The sequence below is a fragment of the Pseudomonas sp. BNK-7 genome (genome assembly GCF_048072025.1).
GTDB classification, from domain to species: Bacteria; Pseudomonadota; Gammaproteobacteria; order Pseudomonadales; family Pseudomonadaceae; genus Aquipseudomonas; species Aquipseudomonas danubii.
On sequence record NZ_CP182252.1, the window covers coordinates 6626557 to 6646469 of the forward strand.

The 19913-nt window shown below is 63.3% G+C and carries 22 protein-coding genes; 11 read left to right on the forward strand and 11 right to left on the reverse strand.

Going from position 1 to position 19913, the window contains the following annotated elements:
• Positions 1 to 147: 147 nt before the first annotated feature.
• The 5 genes from ACMGF8_RS29895 to ACMGF8_RS29915 all read left to right on the forward strand — a co-directional run bounded on the left by ACMGF8_RS29895 (position 148) and on the right by ACMGF8_RS29915 (position 4624).
• Positions 148 to 420 (forward strand): hypothetical protein, encoded by a 273-nt coding sequence (locus ACMGF8_RS29895; protein WP_232513178.1) that lies wholly within the window; start codon positions 148 to 150, stop codon positions 418 to 420.
• Positions 421 to 513: 93 nt separating this feature from the next.
• The gene (gcvA, locus tag ACMGF8_RS29900) at positions 514 to 1443 is read left to right on the forward strand and encodes a transcriptional regulator GcvA (RefSeq protein WP_250329600.1); all 930 of its coding nucleotides are present in this window, start codon (positions 514 to 516) and stop codon (positions 1441 to 1443) included.
• A gap of 125 nt (positions 1444 to 1568) precedes the next feature.
• Positions 1569 to 2177 (forward strand): LysE family translocator, encoded by a 609-nt coding sequence (locus ACMGF8_RS29905; RefSeq protein WP_250329601.1) that lies wholly within the window; start codon positions 1569 to 1571, stop codon positions 2175 to 2177.
• A gap of 103 nt (positions 2178 to 2280) precedes the next feature.
• On the forward strand, positions 2281 to 4209 hold the full coding sequence (locus tag ACMGF8_RS29910; RefSeq protein WP_207166499.1) for an alkaline phosphatase D family protein: 1929 nt from the start codon (positions 2281 to 2283) through the stop codon (positions 4207 to 4209).
• A gap of 52 nt (positions 4210 to 4261) precedes the next feature.
• Positions 4262 to 4624 (forward strand): DUF7079 family protein, encoded by a 363-nt coding sequence (locus ACMGF8_RS29915; protein ID WP_205413487.1) that lies wholly within the window; start codon positions 4262 to 4264, stop codon positions 4622 to 4624.
• A 9-nt stretch (positions 4625 to 4633) separates the two neighbouring features.
• Here the strand turns inward: ACMGF8_RS29915 and ACMGF8_RS29920 are convergent, their stop codons facing one another.
• From ACMGF8_RS29920 to vapB, 4 genes are all read right to left on the reverse strand, one after another.
• Complete coding sequence (locus tag ACMGF8_RS29920) at positions 4634 to 5203, reverse strand: hypothetical protein (protein WP_115580841.1); 570 nt, start codon at positions 5201 to 5203, stop codon at positions 4634 to 4636.
• 136 nt (positions 5204 to 5339) lie between these two features.
• Positions 5340 to 7388: a c-type cytochrome gene (locus ACMGF8_RS29925; RefSeq protein ID WP_207166500.1), complete on the reverse strand. Its 2049-nt coding sequence runs from the start codon at positions 7386 to 7388 to the stop codon at positions 5340 to 5342.
• Positions 7389 to 7858: 470 nt separating this feature from the next.
• The gene (vapC, locus tag ACMGF8_RS29930; RefSeq protein ID WP_102860369.1) at positions 7859 to 8257 is read right to left on the reverse strand and encodes a type II toxin-antitoxin system tRNA(fMet)-specific endonuclease VapC; all 399 of its coding nucleotides are present in this window, start codon (positions 8255 to 8257) and stop codon (positions 7859 to 7861) included.
• Positions 8257 to 8490 (reverse strand): type II toxin-antitoxin system VapB family antitoxin, encoded by a 234-nt coding sequence (gene vapB / locus ACMGF8_RS29935; RefSeq protein WP_102860368.1) that lies wholly within the window; start codon positions 8488 to 8490, stop codon positions 8257 to 8259. The genes vapC and vapB overlap by 1 nt, the downstream gene beginning before the upstream one ends.
• A 228-nt stretch (positions 8491 to 8718) precedes the next feature.
• Here vapB and ACMGF8_RS29940 point away from each other — a divergent pair, with 228 nt between their 5' ends.
• Together ACMGF8_RS29940 and ACMGF8_RS29945 are read left to right on the forward strand one after the other, a co-directional pair.
• Entirely contained in the window at positions 8719 to 8877 is a 159-nt protein-coding gene (locus tag ACMGF8_RS29940; protein ID WP_242553885.1) for a hypothetical protein, read from the forward strand.
• Between the two features lie 120 nt (positions 8878 to 8997).
• On the forward strand, positions 8998 to 10245 hold the full coding sequence (locus ACMGF8_RS29945) for an aspartate aminotransferase family protein (protein ID WP_207166501.1): 1248 nt from the start codon (positions 8998 to 9000) through the stop codon (positions 10243 to 10245).
• A 24-nt stretch (positions 10246 to 10269) separates the two neighbouring features.
• Here ACMGF8_RS29945 and ACMGF8_RS29950 read toward each other — a convergent pair whose 3' ends face one another.
• The 3 genes from ACMGF8_RS29950 to ACMGF8_RS29960 form a co-directional block, all read right to left on the reverse strand.
• A complete protein-coding gene (locus tag ACMGF8_RS29950; protein WP_102860366.1) occupies positions 10270 to 10854 on the reverse strand; it encodes a hypothetical protein in 585 nt (194 codons plus the stop codon).
• Positions 10855 to 10858: 4 nt separating this feature from the next.
• Positions 10859 to 11299, reverse strand: a complete 441-nt coding sequence (locus ACMGF8_RS29955; RefSeq protein ID WP_180988506.1) for a DUF3592 domain-containing protein — start codon at positions 11297 to 11299, stop codon at positions 10859 to 10861.
• A 123-nt stretch (positions 11300 to 11422) separates the two neighbouring features.
• The gene (locus ACMGF8_RS29960) at positions 11423 to 12253 is read right to left on the reverse strand and encodes an amidohydrolase family protein (RefSeq protein ID WP_250329603.1); all 831 of its coding nucleotides are present in this window, start codon (positions 12251 to 12253) and stop codon (positions 11423 to 11425) included.
• Positions 12254 to 12405: 152 nt separating this feature from the next.
• Here ACMGF8_RS29960 and ACMGF8_RS29965 point away from each other — a divergent pair, with 152 nt between their 5' ends.
• Entirely contained in the window at positions 12406 to 13032 is a 627-nt protein-coding gene (locus ACMGF8_RS29965) for an SMI1/KNR4 family protein (RefSeq protein WP_102860363.1), read from the forward strand.
• Between the two features lie 78 nt (positions 13033 to 13110).
• Complete coding sequence (locus ACMGF8_RS29970; protein ID WP_207166504.1) at positions 13111 to 13980, forward strand: DUF4087 domain-containing protein; 870 nt, start codon at positions 13111 to 13113, stop codon at positions 13978 to 13980.
• Here the strand turns inward: ACMGF8_RS29970 and ACMGF8_RS29975 are convergent.
• The 4 genes from ACMGF8_RS29975 to ACMGF8_RS29990 form a co-directional block, all read right to left on the reverse strand.
• Positions 13977 to 14774, reverse strand: a complete 798-nt coding sequence (locus tag ACMGF8_RS29975; RefSeq protein WP_250329604.1) for a GNAT family N-acetyltransferase — start codon at positions 14772 to 14774, stop codon at positions 13977 to 13979. The genes ACMGF8_RS29970 and ACMGF8_RS29975 overlap by 4 nt on opposite strands.
• Before the next feature lies 1 nt (position 14775).
• A complete protein-coding gene (locus ACMGF8_RS29980) occupies positions 14776 to 15252 on the reverse strand; it encodes an HIT family protein (RefSeq protein WP_250329605.1) in 477 nt (158 codons plus the stop codon).
• Positions 15253 to 15378: 126 nt separating this feature from the next.
• Positions 15379 to 16986: a 5-guanidino-2-oxopentanoate decarboxylase gene (locus ACMGF8_RS29985; RefSeq protein WP_250329606.1), complete on the reverse strand. Its 1608-nt coding sequence runs from the start codon at positions 16984 to 16986 to the stop codon at positions 15379 to 15381.
• A 124-nt stretch (positions 16987 to 17110) separates the two neighbouring features.
• Positions 17111 to 18031 (reverse strand): LysR substrate-binding domain-containing protein, encoded by a 921-nt coding sequence (locus ACMGF8_RS29990; RefSeq protein WP_060842013.1) that lies wholly within the window; start codon positions 18029 to 18031, stop codon positions 17111 to 17113.
• Positions 18032 to 18255: 224 nt separating this feature from the next.
• On the opposite strand from ACMGF8_RS29990, the gene ACMGF8_RS29995 reads away from it, so the two are divergent.
• Entirely contained in the window at positions 18256 to 19050 is a 795-nt protein-coding gene (locus tag ACMGF8_RS29995; protein ID WP_102860358.1) for an ABC transporter ATP-binding protein, read from the forward strand.
• 49 nt (positions 19051 to 19099) lie between these two features.
• Complete coding sequence (locus ACMGF8_RS30000; protein WP_416758192.1) at positions 19100 to 19873, forward strand: transporter substrate-binding domain-containing protein; 774 nt, start codon at positions 19100 to 19102, stop codon at positions 19871 to 19873.
• Positions 19874 to 19913 lie beyond the last annotated feature (40 nt).

The following is a 19913-nucleotide window of genomic DNA, read 5'->3' on the forward strand; positions in this document are numbered from 1 at the left end:
ACGCCGCAACAAACCTTCAGCGACGCAATAAAGCAGACATCTTTGCGCAAGGTTCAGCTGCCAGCATCGGCCTCCCCTTGCTGGAGAACCCTGACCATGCGCCTGATCAACCCCGCCCCGGCCCCTCTCGTCGCGAAGGAGCTGTCCATGCCCACCTCCGATCAACACGCCCTGATGCTGCTGCAACGGGTGACCAGACTCGATGACGCCAGCCTGCATTGCCGCGAAGTCAGCCTGGGCCTGTCCGAAGACCAGCACTACCTGGTGCTGACCCGCTACAGCGAGCACTACAGCCCCGAAGGCATGGAATGGGTCGAACGCAAGCACCGGGTGTCGGTGACCGAGCTGCTGCGCTGGGTGATCGAACAGGGCCAGCCGCAGAGCATTGAACGCGGTGAAACGCACAAGGCCTCGGCCTGAGGCCTGTAGCAGCGAGCTTGCTCGCGATGGACGTCAACGACGTGGCACTGACAAACGCTTTTATTGCGCCGCATAGGTGACTAAATTAGACACATGATCACTGACCTGCCGCCCCTGAACGCCGTCCGCGCCTTTGCCGCCGCCGCTCGCCACGAGAGTTTCAGCCGCGCTGCTGAAGAACTGCACGTGAGCCACAGCGCAGTGAGCCGCCATATCAAACTGCTGGAAGAGCACCTGGGTGTGTTGCTGTTCGAACGGCGCATTCGCCAGTCGGTGCTGACCCCCGCCGGGCAAGCCTTCTATGAACAGGTCAGCGTGGCCCTGACCCAGATCGCCGCGGCCGCGGTTTCACTGCGCAGCGGCGCGGCCCTGCGCAAGGTGACGGTCAATGTGCGGCCGTCCTTCGCGGTGCGCTGGCTGATTCCGCGCTTGCCGCAGTTCATGGCGCTGTACCCGCAGATCCAGCCGGAAGTGGTGACCAGCACCCTGCTCCCCGACCCGGCCAAGGAAACCTTCGATCTGGTGATTCGTCGCGGTCGTTCGGGCTGGGCGCCATCGCTGCAGCCTCAGCGCTTGCTGGAGGATGAAATCCTGGTGGTGGCCGCGCCATCGCTGTTGCAGAGCACAGCACTGAACAGCCCCAAGGATCTGGGACGCCATACCCTGCTGGTCAGTCGTAGCCGCGCCAACGACTGGCAAAAATGGCTGGAACACTGCGGTCTGAAGCCACTGCGCCAGCCACCGACCTTGCATTTCGACCATCTGCACTTCGTGCTCCAGGCCTGTGTCGACGGCCTGGGGCTGGCGCTGTGCCCGGCCTCGTTGCTGGCCAAGGATCTGAGCAGCGGCCGGCTGGTCTGCCCGTTGCCGGAACTGCACCAGCCGCTGACCCGCTATTACTACGCGCTCGCCGCCGATGCCGCCCCCGAAGCCCAGGTGTTTATCGAGTGGATGCTGGCGCAGATTCAGCAGGACGCGATGACTAATCGGACCCAGGTGCCCGCCCGGGCCAGCGGCGCCTGAGACGCTTTGTAGAGCCTGCGCATGGATCTGATTTAGGCACAGCAGCCGTGCAATTAAAGCGTTTGTCAGGCCGCCAACCGCGGAGCAGGCTGCGCCCCTTCAATGGCTCATTTCTGGAGTGCTGCATGGCAAGTTATGGACTGTTTTTACTGCTGGCCACCCTGACCATCCTCAGCCCCGGCCCCGGGGTGGTGCTGACCCTGTCCAACGCCCTGCGCCACGGCTGGAGCGGGGCACTGCCGGGCATTCTCGGTATCGCCCTGGGCGCCTTTGTGGTGGCGGGGATTTCCGCCAGCAGCCTGGGTCTGGTCCTGGCGGCCTCAACCACCGCCTTTACCCTGCTCAAGTACATCGGCGCCCTGTACTTGCTGTATCTGGGGGTGAAGATGTGGCGCACGCAGAGTTTCATTCCGCCACTCCAGGACACTAAAAGCCGCCCCGCACGGCGCTTTGTCGAGGCCCTGTCGATCCAGTTGCTCAACCCCAAGGCCGGGTTTTTCTTTCTCGCGGTGTTCCCGCAGTTCATCCAGCCGCAAGGCGATTACTACAGCCAGTTCTTTGTGCTGGTGGCGTCCTACAGCCTATTGGTGATTGCGCTGCACAGCGGTTACGCGCTGATGGCCAACGGCGCCAGGGGCTGGCTGTCCAGTAGCCGAGGGGCCAGGATCGTCGGCAAACTGTCGGGGATGACCTTTCTCGGATTCGGTGTGATGCTGGCCAGCGCCCATAAATAATCGGATACAAAAGCCTTGACCCGGCGCCCGCAGCCGACGTTTCTTCGACATCGGCTGCGCTACCATTGCGCCCCCTTTGCTACCGCTAGAGACCCCGCTGCAGATGCCACTGACTAAGCCCGCCCCAGCCCTGCCCCCCGTTCTTGCCGGCCCGCTGCTGCGCCGCCTGGAGCCAACACGGCTGGTGCTGTGGCTGGTGGGTTCAAGGGCGTTGCCGCTGACCCTGCGCCTGCAACCCACGGGCGGCACGGCCCTGGAACGGCCCCTCGATCAGCAGCACTGCCAGGTCATCCCCGTCGGGCGCCAGGCCTTTATCCATCTGATCGACGTGCCCCTGGACGACGCCCTGCCCCAGGACGTGACGATTGCCTATGACCTCTTGATCAACGACGCCGAGGACGGCGCCCGATCCATTGCCGACTGGGCGCCGCACCTGCTGTATGGCGATGCCAGGACTCCGGAGTTCGTGCTCCACAGCCGCATCGACAACCTGCTCCACGGCTCCTGCCGCAAGCCCCATCACCCGTCCACTGATGGCCTGCTCTGCGTCGACCGCCTGCTAGCGCAACAGCCCGAGCCCGCACAGCGCCCCGCCTTGTTGATGATGAGCGGCGATCAGGTGTACGCCGACGATGTGGCCGGCCCCATGTTGCGGGCAGTTCACGCCCTGATCGAGCGCCTCGGGCTGTTCGATGAAGAGTTGGAGGGCGCGGTGGTGGCCGACAGCCAGGCGCTGTACCGCCATGGCGCCAGCTACTACCAGCGGGCCGAATTGCTCCCGGCGCTGAAGAGCAATGAAACCCTGCGCGAGCGGTTTTTCGGCGGGGTGAAAAAGCCGATCTTCACCAGCAGCAATGCCGACAACCACCTGGTGACCTTCGCCGAGGTGCTGGCCATGTACCTGCTGGTGTGGTCACCGGTGCCCTGGACCCTGATCGCGCCACTGCCACCGCAACTGACGCCGGAACAGCAAACGCGCTACACCCGGGAACAGCAGCGCATCGATGATTTTGTCCAGGGCCTGAAGGGTGCCGCGCGGGTCTTCGCCCACCTGTCGTGCCTGATGATCTTCGACGACCACGACATCACCGACGACTGGAACCTCAGCGCCCAGTGGGAAGAAACCGCCTACGGTCATCCCTTCTCCAAACGCATCATCGGCAACGCGCTGCTGGCTTACATGCTGTGCCAGGGCTGGGGCAACAACCCGGACGCCTTCACCCAACTGCTGGACCACACCCGCGCCTTGAGTGCCACGCCACAAGGCCCGAAACACCTGCTGCAACGTCAGGCCCAGGACGATTTGATCGACCAGTTGCTGCGTTTTGCGCAGTGGCAGTACGTCTTGCCCAGCACCCCGGCCCTGGTGGTGCTGGACACCCGCACCCGGCGCTGGCGCAGCGAGTCCAACCTGGGCCAGCCCTCGGGCCTGCTGGACTGGGAGGCCCTGTGCGAACTGCAACACGAACTGCTGGATCACCCCTCGGCGATCATCGTTTCACCGGCGCCGATCTTCGGCGTCAAGCTGATCGAGACGGTGCAGAAGGTCTTCAGCTGGTGCGGCTACCCGCTGCTGGTGGACGCGGAAAACTGGATGGCCCATCGCGGTTCGGCCCAGGTGATCCTGAACATCTTCCGCCACTCGCGAACCCCGGGCAGCTACGTGATTCTCTCCGGCGATGTGCACTATTCCTTCGTCTACGAAGTGCTGATCCGTCACCGCCAGGGCGGCCCGCGCATCTGGCAGATCACCAGCAGCGGCATCAAGAACGAATTCCCCGACACCCTGCTGGAATGGTTCGACCGCCTCAACCGCTGGCTCTACTCGCCGCGCTCGCCGTTGAACTGGTTCACCAAGCGCCGGCGGATGAAGGTGATACCCCACGTGCCCGAGCATGCCGAAGCCGGGGAGCGGCTGTGGAATTCGTCGGGGATCGGTCAGGTGTTTTTCAATCAGCAGGGCCAGCCGGTGACCATCCTCCAGCACAATGCCAATGGCGCGGCGCCAACCCGGATGATCGCCCCAAGATAGAATCCGCCACCGCGCCAGCCAGATCCCCGAAAGCCCAAGGAAGGAGCACCGCGTGTCATCAGAGATCACCCCGCAACAGCGGGACGATATTCGCTACGTGTTATCCGACGCCTTTGTGGACAACGAGGTGGACTACGCCTATATCGCCCGCGAAACCCAGGCTTATGACCGGGCTGAGGTGGAGCGCATTCTCTACGAAGAGGTGGCGCCGGTGTGCTACATCAACCTGATGGCAGTGATCCCGGAAATCTGGATGGGCTTTGCTCGCGAGCCCTTGCTGGAGGAGATCGAGGCAAGCCTGGCGCTTCGGCGCAGCAACCGCTGGCAGGCGTTTCGCGTGCGCTTGTTCATCCGTTGGATCCGCTTTCGCGGGGCCTATATCTGGGAGGAAATCTGCAAGCACTATGCGCCCTAGGTTCGAGCCCTAACGCGCATCAGCGCTGCAGTAATCGGTAGGCCGCAGCGCCACCCGTTCCGGCAGCATTTCGCCCTGTGCGTCGATCTTGCGCAGCATCGCTGTGCACATCTGGTCCTGGAGAAAGACCATCTGATAGGTCGCACCGGCCTCAGGCACGAAGGTCACGCTTTGTTCGCAGACAAAGCGGTAGTCCTTATCCATACCGGGCTCGGTGTTGTAGAACATGAAGGCGAACGGACGATTGGCCGGGATCTTCAGCTCGTTGGCGCCAAAGCCTTCCTGACGGCGCATGCGGTCGGTGGCGGCCGTCATGGGAATGCCCAGGTTGCGGAAGTTGGGATTGGCAATACCACGATGGGGGCGAACCATCAGCCCGGAGCTCGGTTTACGCCAGTCGATGCAATCGCTGTAGGGCACGCCACGCACCAGCCCCTGAGCAACGATGCGGATCAGCGCGGTGTCACCGGCATCGGCCGGCACCCGGTAGCTCACGGTGGTGGCTTTGAGGGTGGAGACAAAGGTACAGCCGCCGAGCCCCAGTGACAGGCTCAGCAACAGGATCGAATACAGCCGCATGATTCATCCTTGATGGGACCGCCAGCGAAGGCTGAGGCAAAGGATGGCGATCTTACCTCGACGCCAGGGAGCGTCGGCAGATTTTTCTGCGGGGCCTGTAGCCGCGGCTCAAGGCGGCGGCTACAGGGTCAAGCCCTCAGTAACGAGCGTCCACCGGACGGCCACCGTTGGGCCAGTCCTTGACCTTGTCCGGGAAGTCCGGACGCGGTTGGTGGGAGAAGTACTCGGCCACGTCCAGGGCTTCCTGATCCGAGAGGCCACCCTGGCCCAGGGGGAATTTCTCGTGGAAGCCGATGGGCATGTTGCGTTTGACGAAGGCCGCCGCGGTGTAGGTGCGGGCCATGCCGGCGCCGATGTTGAAGGATTGATCGCCCCACAACGGCGGGAAGATCAGGCTGCCGTCGGCCCGTTTCAGACCTTCGCCGTCGGCGCCGTGGCACACCGCGCATTGCTTGGCATAGACCTGCTTGCCATTGTCGGCGTCAGGCTTGAGGGCCGGGTCGATCTTGCCGACACCGCGCCCGGCCACCTTGTCTTCGGGGCGAGTGTTCATTTTCATCCATTCGAAATAAGCCACCATGGCTTGCATGTCGGCACCGTTCACCGGCAGCGGCTTGCCGTGCATGGAACGGCGGAAGCAGCCGTTGATGCGCTCTTCCAGGGTGATGGTCTTGCCCGCCCGCGGCGCGTAGCCGGGGAAGAACGCCGAGACACCGACAAAGGGAGAACCGTCAGCCACGGTGCCGGCGTTGAGGTGGCAACTGGTGCAGTTCAGCGAGTTGCCGACGTTGTCCGGCAACAGGGCCTTGGTTTCCAGATGCAGGCGCATGCCACGCACCACTTGCTCGGCATTCGGCGCCGCCAGCAGATTGGCCAGGCGCGGGGTTTCGAACAGAGTGCTTTCCACTTGCGGGCTCAGTTGCGCACGCATCTTTTTCACTTGTTCGGCGCTGATGGCCGAGCCGTTGTTGCCCCAACTGCTGCGGATAAAACTGAGGATTTCGGCAATCTCGCCATCCGCCAGCTGGGCGAACCCGGGCATGGTGTAGACCCGCGGATGAGCGGCGGTCTGCGCGGTCTGCCAGCCGGTCAGGGTGATGTGCAGCAAGGAAGTCGGATTGGCCGAGGCGACACTGGGGTTGCCCGCCAGGGACGGGAACATCTGCGGCACGCCGGCGCCGTCCTGGCGGTGGCAGTCGGAACAGAACTGCGCGTAGCCCAGGCCACCGCGAGAGGTGAACAGGTTGCTCGGCGGGGCCACCGGAGTCAGGGCCACCGAAGGCATGGGCAGATCGTCTTTACCGGCCGGCAGGGACTTGAGGTAGGCGGCAATGGCGGTCAGGTCGGCGTCGGTGAAGTGCTGAGTGCTGTGGTGGATCACGTCGGCCATGTTGCCGGACACCGTGGCGAAGCGGTTCTGCCCGGTCTTGAGCAGTTGCACCGTGTCTTCCACGGTCCACAGGTTGCGCAGGCTCAGGGCGCGCCACTCTTCCACCGTCTCGCCGGCCAGGTAGTGCTGGCCGCCGGACTCGGTGTCGCTCATGGCCTTCTCCTGGAAGGCAATGCCCCGTGGCGTATGGCAGGAACCGCAGTGCCCCAACCCCTGGACCAGGTAGGCGCCGCGATTGAGTTGCTCGTCCTTGGCTGGATCGGGCTTGAACGGCTGCTTGTCGACGAAGGCCAGGTTCCAGAACCACAGGCCCCAGCGCTGGTTGAAGGGGAAGCCCATGTCGGCTTCCAGATTGCCCTGGGCCACCGGTTCCACGCCGTGCATCAGGTAGGCGTAGAGAGCGCGCATGTCCTCTTCGGTCATCTTGGCGTAGGACGGATAGGGCATGGCCGGGTAAAGATGACTGCCGTCAGGGGTGACGCCTTCGCGCATGGCGCGATCGAATTCTTCAAAACTGTAGCGGCCGATACCGGTGTTTTTATCCGGGGTGATGTTGCTGGAGTAGATGGTGCCCATGGGCGTCTTCAGCTCCAGGCCACCGGCCATGGTGGCACCGCCCTTGGCGGTGTGACAGGCGATGCAGTCACCCAGCTGGGCCACGTACAGGCCACGCTGGATCAGCTCGGAGTCGGGTGGGGTAACCGCCGTTGCCGGGGTCGGCTCACTGGCTTGCAGAGGGGGTACGCAGAGCAACGCAGCGCCTAGCAGGCACAGGCGCGACAGAGAAAAAGCCATCAGGTTATTCCTTTAAAATCCGCCTGGGGTGGTCCCCTCGGCCGATATCCACAAAGGTTTTTATTGGTTATCCCGACCTTCACGGTGCAGGCCAGGGGCTCGATACCTCGTGAGTCCGAGCCTGGTGCCCTTGTATCGGATTTTTCTGAAAGCCCTGTTGATATGGATCATGGCGCCCTAGGCAATGTCCTGTATGCCGGCCCAGGTGGCGCTTTTACTCGCTGGTTTCCACCCCCAGTCCCGCCGCTTGCCAATCGGTGAATCCCTGCTCCAGACGCCGCACCTTGAAGCCCTTGGCGCGTTTCTGTGACAGCACGCAATAGGGGCCGCAGCGAACAAGATGCCCAAACCGAATGTGGTCCGGCTGCGCAGCCTGATTGCGCATTCGGTGTTCGGGTTGTATGGCGCGGGGATGTTCTGGGTGAAGTTACTGGGGCAGGCTGCGTGACCGGCTATTCAGTCAATGTCGACTAGACCCAATCCTCAACCCGCAAGCCAGGAACACGTTCAAATTCCCGAAGGTTGTTGGTAATCAGCGTCAACCCCAAAGATCGAGCGTGGCCAGCTATCAATTGATCGTAAGGACCTATCTGCTTGCCCTGTCGGGCCAGCTCAGCATGCAACTGGCCGCTGTGGATGGCGGCGACATCGTCATAATCAAGCACCTGCAACCGCGCCACAAAACTCTCGACGCGGCTGAGATTCCTTTCGGGGATGGCAGATTTTTCCGCACCGTAAATCAGCTCCATCAAGGTGATGGTGCTGATGCACAAACGCCCCTGATGACGCCTGAACGCGTCGCGAACCTGTTCAGGTTTGTTCTTGATGGTAAAGATGCAGATATTGGTATCCAGCATGTACTTGAGCATCAGAACTCCTCACGCACTTGCTCGGCTGGCTGGTCCCGTTCATTCATGAAGTCAGCGCTTACACGGTCGTCCTCGTCGAACCAACTGTCCCAGGACTCCCCCGCCGGGGTAATGATACGGGTGCGACCAATCGCGACGATGTCTACCCGTGTGACATCATCCGGCAGCGCCACAGCTTTAGGCATGCGAATGGCCTGGCTGCGATTACTTTTGAACACAGAGCCGGTTTCCATGGAGTCACCTGTTGAATAGGCCAAAGGTGCAATGAGTCTAGTGAGACAAAGGGATATGTCAAAGGCATATCCCTCACAAGACTTTGCTGCCCCTCAGTTGTGCGAGAAAAAAGGGCACTCAAGCCAGGATGAGCACTCGAAGTCATGGCGGACTTCATAGACAGAACAGCGATCACCATGCTCGAACACCTCGACCTCAATGCCCTGATCGCCGCCTCCGGCTAATGAGTGATCTTTATCGGCTGCCTGCTGGAAGGCGAAACCGTGCTGATCCTCGGCGACCTGAAACCCTATCGCCTGCCGATCTTCCTCGGGGTGCTAGCACTGGTGGCCCTGGCGGCGCTGGTGCGGCATCTGCTCAACCAGTGCAAGGTGCAACAGGAGTGAGATAGAGGCCGCAGCACATCGGGAATTTTCATACTGACCCGACGACTTTATTTCGTTTGTCCCAGCCCCCCGGCCCCGGCTTAGATAACGGCTCGTTTCCGGCACCCAGAGCCCGCATCCATGAGCCACGAGAACATCAGCCGTTCGCTTTCCACCGTCCACCCGATCCGCCTCAGCCACGGGCGCAACGCCGAAGTCTGGGACAGCGACGGCAAGCGCTACATCGACTTTGTCGGCGGTATCGGCGTGCTCAACCTTGGGCATTGCCATCCGCGGATCGTCGCGGCCATCCAGCAGCAGGCCACCCGACTCACCCACTACGCCTTCAACGCCGCACACCACGAGCCCTACATCGAGCTCATGCAGCGCCTGGCGGACTTCATCCCGGTGCGTTACCCGGTCAGCGGCATGCTTACCAACAGCGGCGCCGAAGCCGCGGAAAATGCCCTGAAGATCGTGCGCGCAGCCACTGGGCGCAGCGCGGTCATCGCCTTCGACGGCGGCTTTCACGGGCGCACCCTGGCCACCCTCAATCTTAACGGCAAGGTAGCGCCCTACAAGCAGAAGGTCGGCCTGCTGCCGGGGCCGGTGTATCACCTGCCCTACCCCAGCGCCGACAACGGCGTCAGCTGCGACGAAGCCCTGAAGGCCATGCAGCGTCTGTTCAGTGTGGAAATCGATGTCGAGGAAGTGGCCTGTTTCATCCTCGAACCGGTGCAGGGCGAAGGCGGCTTCCTGGCCCTGGACGCCACCTTCGCCCAGGCGTTACGCAGCTTCTGTGACGAACACGGAATACTGCTGATCGCCGATGAAATCCAGTCCGGCTTCGGCCGCACCGGGCAGCGTTTCGCCTTCTCACGGCTGGGCATCGAGCCCGACCTGATCCTGCTGGGCAAGAGCATTGGCGGTGGGCTTCCGCTGGGCGCGGTGGTAGGTCGCAGGGAGTTGCTGGACGTGCTGCCCAAGGGCGGCCTGGGCGGTACCTATTCCGGCAACCCGATTGCTTGCGCGGCCGCTCTTGCCACCCTGGAGGAAATGACCGATGCACATCTGCAAGCCTGGGGCGAACGCCAGGAACAGGCCATCGTGCAACGTTATGAGGGCTGGAAAGCCGATCGCCTGAGCCCGTATCTGGGACGCTTGACCGGCGTCGGCGCGATGCGCGGCATCGAGTTGGTCAATGCCCAGGGCGAGTCGGCGCCAGAACAGTTGAGTGCCCTGCTCGGCAACGCCCGAGAGGCCGGGCTGCTGCTGATGCCCAGCGGCAAGTCGCGGCACATCATTCGCCTGCTGGCGCCCTTGACCACCGAGCCTGAAATCTTCGAGGAAGGCCTGGATATTCTCCAGGAGTGCCTGGCGCGCCTGTGATTCCCGGCGCGCCTCAGGACGAGGCTAGAACAGGTAGCCCATGTAGGTGGCAATGCCGCCACCGGCCTGTGGTCCGACGTTCATACCCGCCATGACCACGGCGCCCTTGGCCGAACGCAGCAACTGCTCGTTGACCTTGATCGAAGCCATCATGGTCGCCGGGTTGCTTCCCAAAACGACCGCCAGGGCCAGTAGCTTGGGGTCCAGGCCGAACAGCAGGGCCGTGGCCGAACCGCCCACCACCAGTCCGCCACCGACTTCGGTATAGAAACACGGCCCGGTGATGTCGTCCTCGGTCAGGTCCCGGCTGCGAAGGGCATCGCTGACAAAGACCTTGCCGGTGCTGGGAAAAGCCTCCGCCGCACCGGCACCACTGACGCTCTTGCCCTTGACCTGGATATTGACCTTGCCGAAACGCGGCAGGCGTCCACCAAAGCCGGCGCCTACCCCCAGACCGCCGTAGCGATAGCTGACGTCCTTGCCCTGGGGCGAACGCAGGGTGATCGATCCACCACCGCCGGCCACGAGGGCGATGGTCAGGCCGCCACCGCTGGCGGTCTGGTAGAGCCATTTACTTTCGTTGACCGGAATCGGAATGCTGAGGTTCATGGGGTCAAAGTCCTTTTGCTTTTTGTGCGGCTCTTCCGCGCTGGCTGATGACACCCACCAAGCCGGCCAGGGTGAATACCAAACCGATCAGGCCCAGCACACCGGGAGTGCCCCAGAGTGCCGCCGGGTCATCGATGACCGCGCTGTTGGCCGGCCGCTCAGGCTGGTAGTACACCCGCACGGGCTGATCCTTCTGGTAGCCGAAGATAAAGCCGCCCTGGGGGTAGGAAATTTTCTCACCGCTGCCGGTGGTAAAGGCGATCTCGGGGTGCGAACCACCGGCGTTCAGGTCGCTGACGACACCGTCGGCGGTCTGGGCGCTGGCAATGAATTCGCGACGATCGAGGGTGAGATTGACAGCAATGGCCAACAGGCCAATGCCGATCAGAACAAACAGCAGACCCTGGAGGATCTTGCCGAGGCGTGACGGGGTGGAGTTAGCCATGGGCTGTCTCGATATTCGTCCGTGAAAGAGGGAGGCCACGATAGCAAGAAACCTACCCCCAGAAAAACCGCCGCAGCGGCGTTCAGGCGCCCAGGAGTTCCGCTTGAGCGCCGCTGCCAGCGCTTACAAACCGAATACCCGACGGGCATTGCCCTGGAGGAATTTGTCCGCAATGGCCGGCGGAAGTTCCAGGGCTCGCACCTGTTCCAGGCATTTTTTCAGCGACAGCTGGGGGAAGTTGCTGCCGAACAACACCTTGTCCTGGCCATAAGTGCGCATGAAGTGCAGCAACTGCGGGGGGTAATAGGCCGGCAGGTAGGCGGAGGTATCGATGTGGATGTTGTCGTGTTTCCAGGCCAGGCCGATCATCTCGTCGGTCCAGGGATGCCCGATGTGTCCCCCAACAATCACCAGTTCGGGAAAATCCAGAGCCACCTCGTCCAGGTACGGCACGGGCCGTCCGGTTTCCGAGGGCATCAGCGGCCCCGTATGACCGACTTGGGTACAAAAGGGAATGCCCAATTCGATGCACTTCACATACAGCGGGTAATACCAGCGGTGATTGGGTGGCAGTTTCCATAACCAGGGCACGATGCGCAGAGCCTTGCAGCCCAGTTCCTTGACGGCTCGCTCCAACTCGGCCACCGCCGCCACGGGCCGGCTCAGGTCCACCGTAGCCACGCCGACGAAACGTTCGGGAAAGGCCCGGGTATAAGCCGCAATCTCATCGTTGCTGAACACCCAGCCCTCGGGCCGGCACCAGGCCGAGAGCATGAGTTTCTCCACCCCAGCCTGATCCATCAGTTCCACGGTCTGTTCAATGCTCAGGGCCTGGTCCAGCAAATGCGCGGACCCGGACTTCTCGAACAACCGCGCCACTTCCGGCAACAGCGCCCGGGCACGGCCGTTGGCCGGTTGTGCCCAGGCATCGATGGCTGAGAATTTCAAGGTCATTGGGTGGTCCTCCCTGATGTATTCATGATCGAAACCACAGGCTAGATCCGGACCTTGCCGCCAACAATGTCCGCAGAGCTCATCAGGCTTGACCCATGTGTTCAAGCCATGGATAAAGCTTTCCCCTTTTCGCCCCCTCGCAAGGACGCTCCATGACCGATCAAACCACCCCCGAACAATGGCCACCCGCCGGCTGCCCGCCCCTGGCCTGGCCGGATCTGCCTGATCAAGCCGCGCGGCTGAGCTGGTACCTGGCGGTCATCGGTGCCTACGGCGCGCTGTGGGAAGGGCACGTCAACGAGCCTGAATTAACCCCTGTCAGCGAAGAAGCGCTGGTGGCCCTTGAGCAGCGACTGGGCTGTACCTTGCCGCCCTCTCTGCGCGACTATCATCGGCAGCTGGGGGTCCTGTCCCTGGCGGAGATCCTTTGCAGCGTAGGCCCCGGCCATACCCCGATCCAGCCTCTGCTGGAGGCCTACCCTGGCATTGTCGATATCCCCGAGAGCGATCTGGACCTGACACTGGCGCACCAGCTGGTTGCCTTTGGCGACTACCTGGGCAACGGCAACCTGTTCTGTTTCCACCGGGACAGCGGCGCGGTCTACTACTTCGATCACGACACCGGCGTAGCGCTGACACGCTTCTTCGACTCCCCCGAGGAGTACCTGGATGCGCTGATGCTGCTGTGCCTGGCCGAGGTGTACGAGGACGACGACGGCGCCGAAGCGCTGATCAGCCAGCGTTACGGCGACGACTTGGTGCGCAAGTGGCGCTACTGAAGAACAAGGACCTCGATCTCTACTAACGCCAATGCCGGCGCACAATCTGCGGTTCTTAACCCCGAACAAGGATGCTCCATGTTTCAGCGTGCCCTGATCTGCACACTCCTGACACTGATTGCCTTACCCGCCAGCGCCGCTCCGGCCAAGGTCGAACGCCGATGCGGCTGGTTCGAGAACCCGACCCCGGCCAACGCCACCCTGACCGACCGCGACGGCGTCTGGGAAATTGCCAGCCAGGGCGGTTATCAGGCCGAAGGCGACTGGCCCACCTTCAACGACCAGCAATGGGTACGCACCAACAATCATTACGGCTACGGTTGTGCCTGTGTCAGCGCCAGCGCTGATCCACGGACTCATCGCCTCGACCAGTTGCACAAGGCCCAGGCCCGCCCGCTGTCCGCCTGTCGCAACGATCCCAGGCTGTACGAACCCTTGCGGGAGGAAGACGGGATACCGGTATTGCCCGAGGATTCGCCACGCTTCAACGGACCGGGATTCAGCCTGCAGTACCCCAAAGGCTGGAAGCTCAGCCAGACGCAGAACTGCCTCACCCTGGACCATCCGAAAAAACGCCCAAACGAGGAGTACACCCTGCACCTGTGCCTGCGGCAGGGCAGCCTGGAACAGGCCGCCGAAGAGCTGTTTTTCTATCAGGAAAACGGCATCTGGATGCGCAGCGCCGGAAGGGATGCGCCCAGCCCGGTGCAGGACATCTCAGGCCCCGGCTGGAAAGGCTTGCGGGCCTATCAAACCTGCGGCATCAGCGATGGGGACACCGGCTTTCACGCCTATGGTGGCACCTGCCTGATGGCGTTGCTCGACAGTGGTCGGCGTCAGGTGGTGGCTGACAGCGTGGGGTTCTTCCAGGACTTCGCGACCCTGAACGCGATCCTGCACTCGATCCGCTTCGACCCGCTGCCAGCGGCGCAACAGAACCCGCACTAAGGCACGGCCCGATACAGGGTTTGCAGGTGGGACAGGCGCAAGCCGTAGTGCTCCAGGTTGCGCCGGCTTTGCGAGTTCAGCAGGGCGGTGGCCGCCACACTCTGGGCGCCGAGGGCGGCGGCCTGCTGCAAGCGATGGGCGATCAGGGCCCGGTGATAGCCCTGGCCCCGGGCGGCCTTGGTGGTAAAGGCGGTGCCCAGGTAGGCCACGCCATTGTCGGCGACGAATAGCGCCGCACCGGCCACCGCTACGCCCTGGTCCCGAAGCAGGTACAGATGCCCACGGCCATCGTTGAGCAAGCCGCCGAAGGCTGCCTGGTTGACTGGCCGGGCGGCCGCAGGGGTATTGAAGCCTTCGCGGTGCAGAGCACAGAAGCTTTCCAGGGTCGAGGCGAGCACCGGCTCGATATCCAGCGCCGAAGGCGGCGCCACCAGTTCGTCCACCGAGGCGAACAGCTGTCCGTGGGTCCAGCCCCTGAGGCGCTGCAGCTGCTGCCCCTCCAGCTCCAGAGTGGGTGCCACCTTGGCTGACTCGGCGATCAAGGCGATCGCCGGGGCGTAAGCCACGCAGGTCTGTAGCAGATCGGCAAGATTGCGGGCTTGTTGCGCACTGTCGCCGTGCACCCGGTTCATCATCGGACTGGGATTGCCGCCCACGACAAAGGCTCCGCCATCCTGATCACCATAGAGCTGCGCCTGATAAGGGTTTCCCGGCAAACTCGCCACGCCCTGGACCCGGGCCCGCAGGTATTGGTGCTCTGCGTATTCAAGCGCCAGGGCGCGGCGGCGTTCCATATCAGCGACCGCCCATCGGGGTTTCACTGACCCAGGGCACGCGCACTTGTTCGGCGATGCTGGCAGCCTGCTGCTGCAGGACCTCGAGTTTGGCGCGACGCCCAAACAACCCGCTGAAGTGCAGCAGCAGGCGCCCGGCAAAGCCCAGGGCATCGCCACGCTTGCGCGGGATCAGGTGCAGATGGGCATGGGGGATGTGCTGGTTGGTGGCCCGACCATCATTGACCAGCAGGTGGGTGCCTTCGACGCCGTAGCCGGCACGCCGCTGCGCGGCCAGCAATCCATCGAACACCTGATACAGATGCTGACGGACGAAACTGGGCAATTGATCGAGCTTTTCCACGTGGGGCTGGGGAATCAGCAGCACATGGCCACGCCCCAGCGGATGCACGTCCATGAAGGCCATGCAGTGTTCATCGCGGTAAACCACGGCCGCCGGCAGGGTGCCGGCGACGATCTGGCAGAAAATGCAGTTCATCCCTGAATCCTCAAGTGACAAGGTGCGTCCTGGCGAGCGAGGCCAATGTAACCCACCTTATCCCTTGAAGGCCTGTCCCTTGAAGACTCATTCCTGGAGAGCCCGTCCGCAGAACAGGCCCGCAGATCAGTCCAGAGCCAGATAGGCGCCGGCGTCGACCTCGATCATCACCGGCTGGCGAATATCCCTGAGGCTCTGCAGCAGTTCCTGCAACTGCGCCGGGGTGTCGGCGCGATGGTGCGCCACATGGAAGCTCTGGGCCATGGCCCGGAAGTCCGGGGTGAGGATGTCCACCCCCAGCGGCGCGATGTCCCGGGCCTGCATGTAGTCGCGGATCTCGCCGTAGCACTGGTTGTTCCACACCAGCAGGATCACGCCGATCTGCGCTTCCTTGGCGGCGATCAGTTCGCTGCTGGCGAACTGCAGGCCGCCGTCCCCCACCAACGCCACCACCGGACGCTCGGGCTGTGCCAGCTTGGCGCCCATGGCCGCCGGCAGGCCGTAGCCCAGGGTGCCGTAACCGCTGCCGGCGTTGAACCAGCTGGCCGGGGCCGGTGCCTGGTAGCCGCAGGCGCCCTGGTACACCGGTTGGGTCGAGTCGCCCACCAGGATCGGGCTGCCCAGGGTGTCGCGCAGCAGGTCGAGCAAGCCCTGCAAGCCTTGTTGCTTGGGCGTCCAGCCGGTGCGTTCGGCCTGGTTCACGCGTTGCACGCTGTCCAGCGCCCAACGACCGCGAGCGCTGGGTGGCGCCACTTTACTGAGCAAGGCTTGCAAGCCTTCCAGGGCATCGCCCACCAGGCCGACATGGGCCCGTTGCACGCCCATGACCTGCATCGGGTCGATGTCCAGGCGGATCAACGAGCCTTTGAAACGCAGCGGGCCCAGGCCAAAGAAGTCGTAGTCGGTTTCCCCCAGTTCGGTGCCCACGGCCAGCACCACGTCGGCTTCGTCGATCAGCGCCCGGCCATGGGCCGATGACTGCACGCCGTCGAGCAACAGCGGGTGCGCGCAGGGCAATAGGCCCCGGGCGTTGGTGGTCAGGGCCACCGGCGCTTGCAGGCGTTCGGCCAATTGCCGCAGGACTTCGGCGCAACCGCGGGCGCCGCCGCCGGCCAGGATCAGCGGCCGGTGGGCACTGTTGAGCAAGGTCGCGGCCGCTTCGATCGAGGCTCCGGCCGGGGCCGGAGCACCGGGCAGGCTGCGGGGCATGAGGTTGAGGTCGGTGGCGGGCATGTCCAGCACATCCAGGGGAATCTCGATGTGCACCGGCCGTGGTCGCGCGCACTTGAACACGGCAAAGGCCCGGGCCAGGAGCTCCGGCAGTTCCGCGGGCGATTGCAGGGTATGACTGAAGGCGCAGACCCCGGCCACCATCGCCCGCTGGTCCGGCAGTTCATGCAGGTGGCCATGGCCCAGGCGCAGGTGCTCGCGACGGTTGACCGTGGAAATCACCAGCATCGGCACCGAATCGGCGTAGGCCTGGCCCATGGCGGTGAGGATGTTGGTCATCCCCGGACCGGTGATGATGAAGCACACTCCCGGCTTGCCGCTGGCCCGGGCATAACCGTCGGCCATGAACCCGGCGCCCTGTTCATGCCGCGGGCTGACATGGCGCAGGCGGCTGCCATGCAGGCCGCGATACAGCTCGACGGTGTGCACGCCGGGAATCCCGAACACCGTGTCCACGCCATAACCTTCCAGCAAACGAACCAGGGACTGGGCACAGGTGGTCATCGACTACTCCTCTTGTTCTTATGCGTCCGGACGACACCCTGCGCCCGGCTGATGTCGAGGGACATTAGTCGCTGCACCCGAGGGGCAACAATCGAAAAAAATCGCCGCGATTGCTCAATAAAATTCACGCTTTGCCATTGCGCCGGGGTTCCGGGTGCAAGCGGGTGATGCCCTGCAACTGGGATTTGACCCATTCGCTGAAGGCCAGCACCACCGGGCGCTCGGCCTTGAGCAGGTCGGCCACCAGGTAGTAACCGCGGTTGGATTCGATTTCGGTGCCGAAGGGCTGCACCAGTTGCCCCCGAGCCAGGGCCTCGCCGCTGATCAGGTTGTCGCCCATGGCGATGCCCTGGCCGGCGATGCAGGCCGACTGCACGAAGTGCGCGTCGGCAAACACGATGCCCCGGCGCACATCGACATTCGGCGCCCCGGCCGCCGCCAGCCAGACCCGCCAATCGGAGTAGTCGATCATGTGCAGCAGCAGGGCGTGGTCCAGGCTGTCGAGGGTTTTCAAACCGCCCATGGCATTCACCAGGCTCGGGCTGCACACCGGGAAATAGCGCAGGGAGACGATCTTCTGCACATGCTGGTTGGGCCAGTCGCCCATGCCGTAGGCGACGAACAGATCGACGCTGCTGTCGCTGGTGTCGCCCGGGGTGCGCGGTGATACCAGCTGCAATTCGACCTGGGGATACAGCGCCTGGAACTCGGCGATATGGGTGCACAACCAATAGGTGGCGAACCCCGGCGGGCTGCTGATGCACAGCCGCCCGCTGACCTGCTGGCCGTCGGAGCGCTGGCCGGCCTCGAGGATATTGGCCAGCAGCAGGTGAATGTCCCGGGCATAGCGCTCGCCCTGGTAGGTGATGCGAATGCTGCGGCCCTGGCGCTCGGTCAGGGCAAACCCCAGGGTCTGCTCCAGGCTCTTGATCTGGTGGCTGATGGCGCTGGGGGTCAGGTTCAGCTCATTGGCGGCTTCGGCGACACTGCCCAGGCGGGCCACCGCGTCCAGCGCGCGCAGAGCGGTCATGGAGGGATAACGCATACCGATCAGGCCTCGACTGCAAAAAACGAGTGCCAGCACCATAGCCGCAATCGCGATCCGGCAATAGCCTTGCCCGTCGCCGAAAAAATCCCCGACTGCTGAAAAAAATTACCGCATCGGGCTAAAAATGCTCGATTGACCCCAGGCCATCGATGGCTAATTCTCCAGCCCTACCCTGTGCCGGGTACTGCCCGGCCATCGCACAATAACAAGAGGGTCGACCCTTGCAATCGCAGCCCAACTCCGTCAATCCCGTGGTGGCGATCGATGATCTGCACAAGAGCTACGCCGACCACCACGTGCTCAAGGGCATTGCCCTGCGCGCCAATGAAGGTGAAGTGGTGTCGCTGATCGGCTCCAGCGGCTCGGGCAAAAGCACCCTGCTGCGCTGCATCAACCTGCTGGAAATTCCCTGCAGCGGCAGCTTGCGCATCAATGGCGAAGAGGTGCGCATCAAGACCGATCGCGCCGGCAACCCTCAAGTCGCCGACCCGGCCCAGGTGGCACGCCTGCGCACCCAACTGAGCATGGTGTTCCAGAGCTTCAACCTGTGGCCCCATCGCACCGTGCTGGAAAACGTCATCGAGGCGCCGGTGTATGTCCTCGGTGAAGATCGCAAGGATGCCATCGCCCACGCCGAGCACCTGCTGGAAAAAGTCGGTCTGGCCAACAAACGTGACACCTTCCCGTCCTTTCTCTCCGGTGGCCAGCAGCAGCGTGTGGCCATCGCCCGAGCCCTGGCCATGCGCCCCCAGGTACTGCTGATGGACGAACCGACCTCGGCCCTGGACCCGGAACTGGTGGGCGAAGTGCTCAAGGTCATCCAGGGCATCGCCGAGGAAGGCCGCACCATGATCCTGGTGACCCACGAAATGGCCTTCGCCCGGGATGTGTCGAGCAAGGTGATGTTCCTTCACCAGGGGCTGGTGGAAGAGGAAGGTCCGCCGCAGCAAGTGTTCCTCAACCCGGTCAGCGAACGCTGCCGGCAATTCGTCATGGCCCAGGAAAACCGCGTCTGACGTCCCGCTTCAATCCTTGAAAACAACAACTTCGATAAAGGGTAAAGCCATGAAAAACCTGCTCAAGGTGCTCGCCACCGGTTGCCTGTTCAGCGCATTGGCCAGCCACGCCGTGGCCGCCGACAAGATCGTCTTCGGCATCGCCCTGGAACCCTACCCGCCGTTCTCGATGAAAAGCGGCAACGGCAACTGGAGCGGCTTCGAGCCGGAGCTGATCAAGGCCCTGTGCGAACGCATGCAGGCCCAGTGCCCGCTCAAGGAAGTGGCCTGGGACGGGCTGATTCCGGCCCTGCAATCGAGCCAGATCGACGCCATTCTCAATTCCCTGAGCATCACCGAGGAGCGCGAGAAGGTCATCGATTTCTCCGCGCCTTACTACCAGACTCCGGCCATGTGGGTCGCCGACCAGAGCCTGGAGCTTGCGACCACTCCCGAAGGCCTCAAGGGCAAGCTGATCGGCGTGCAGGGTTCGACCTCCAACGCCACCTTCGCCAAGACCTACTACGGCAAGACCTCGACCCTGCGCTACTACACCACCCAGGACGACATGATCGCCGACCTGCAGAGCGGGCGCATCGACGTGATGCTGGCCGACGCCCTGACCATCGAGCCGATCCTCAAGACCGCGGCCGGTGCTGGCCTGGCGGACAAGGGCCTGGCGCCGAAAGACCCGCTGTTCGGCTCGGGCATCGGCGTCGGCCTGCGCAAGGGCGACAGCGTCCTGCAACAGCGGATCAACACCGCCCTGGCCTCGCTCAAGGCCGACGGCACCTACGACAAGATCCGCAGCCGCTACTTCAGCGTCGACATCTCTGCCAACTAAGCCGTCCGGCGCGCCCGTTTGCGCGGGCCGCCGGCGTTGA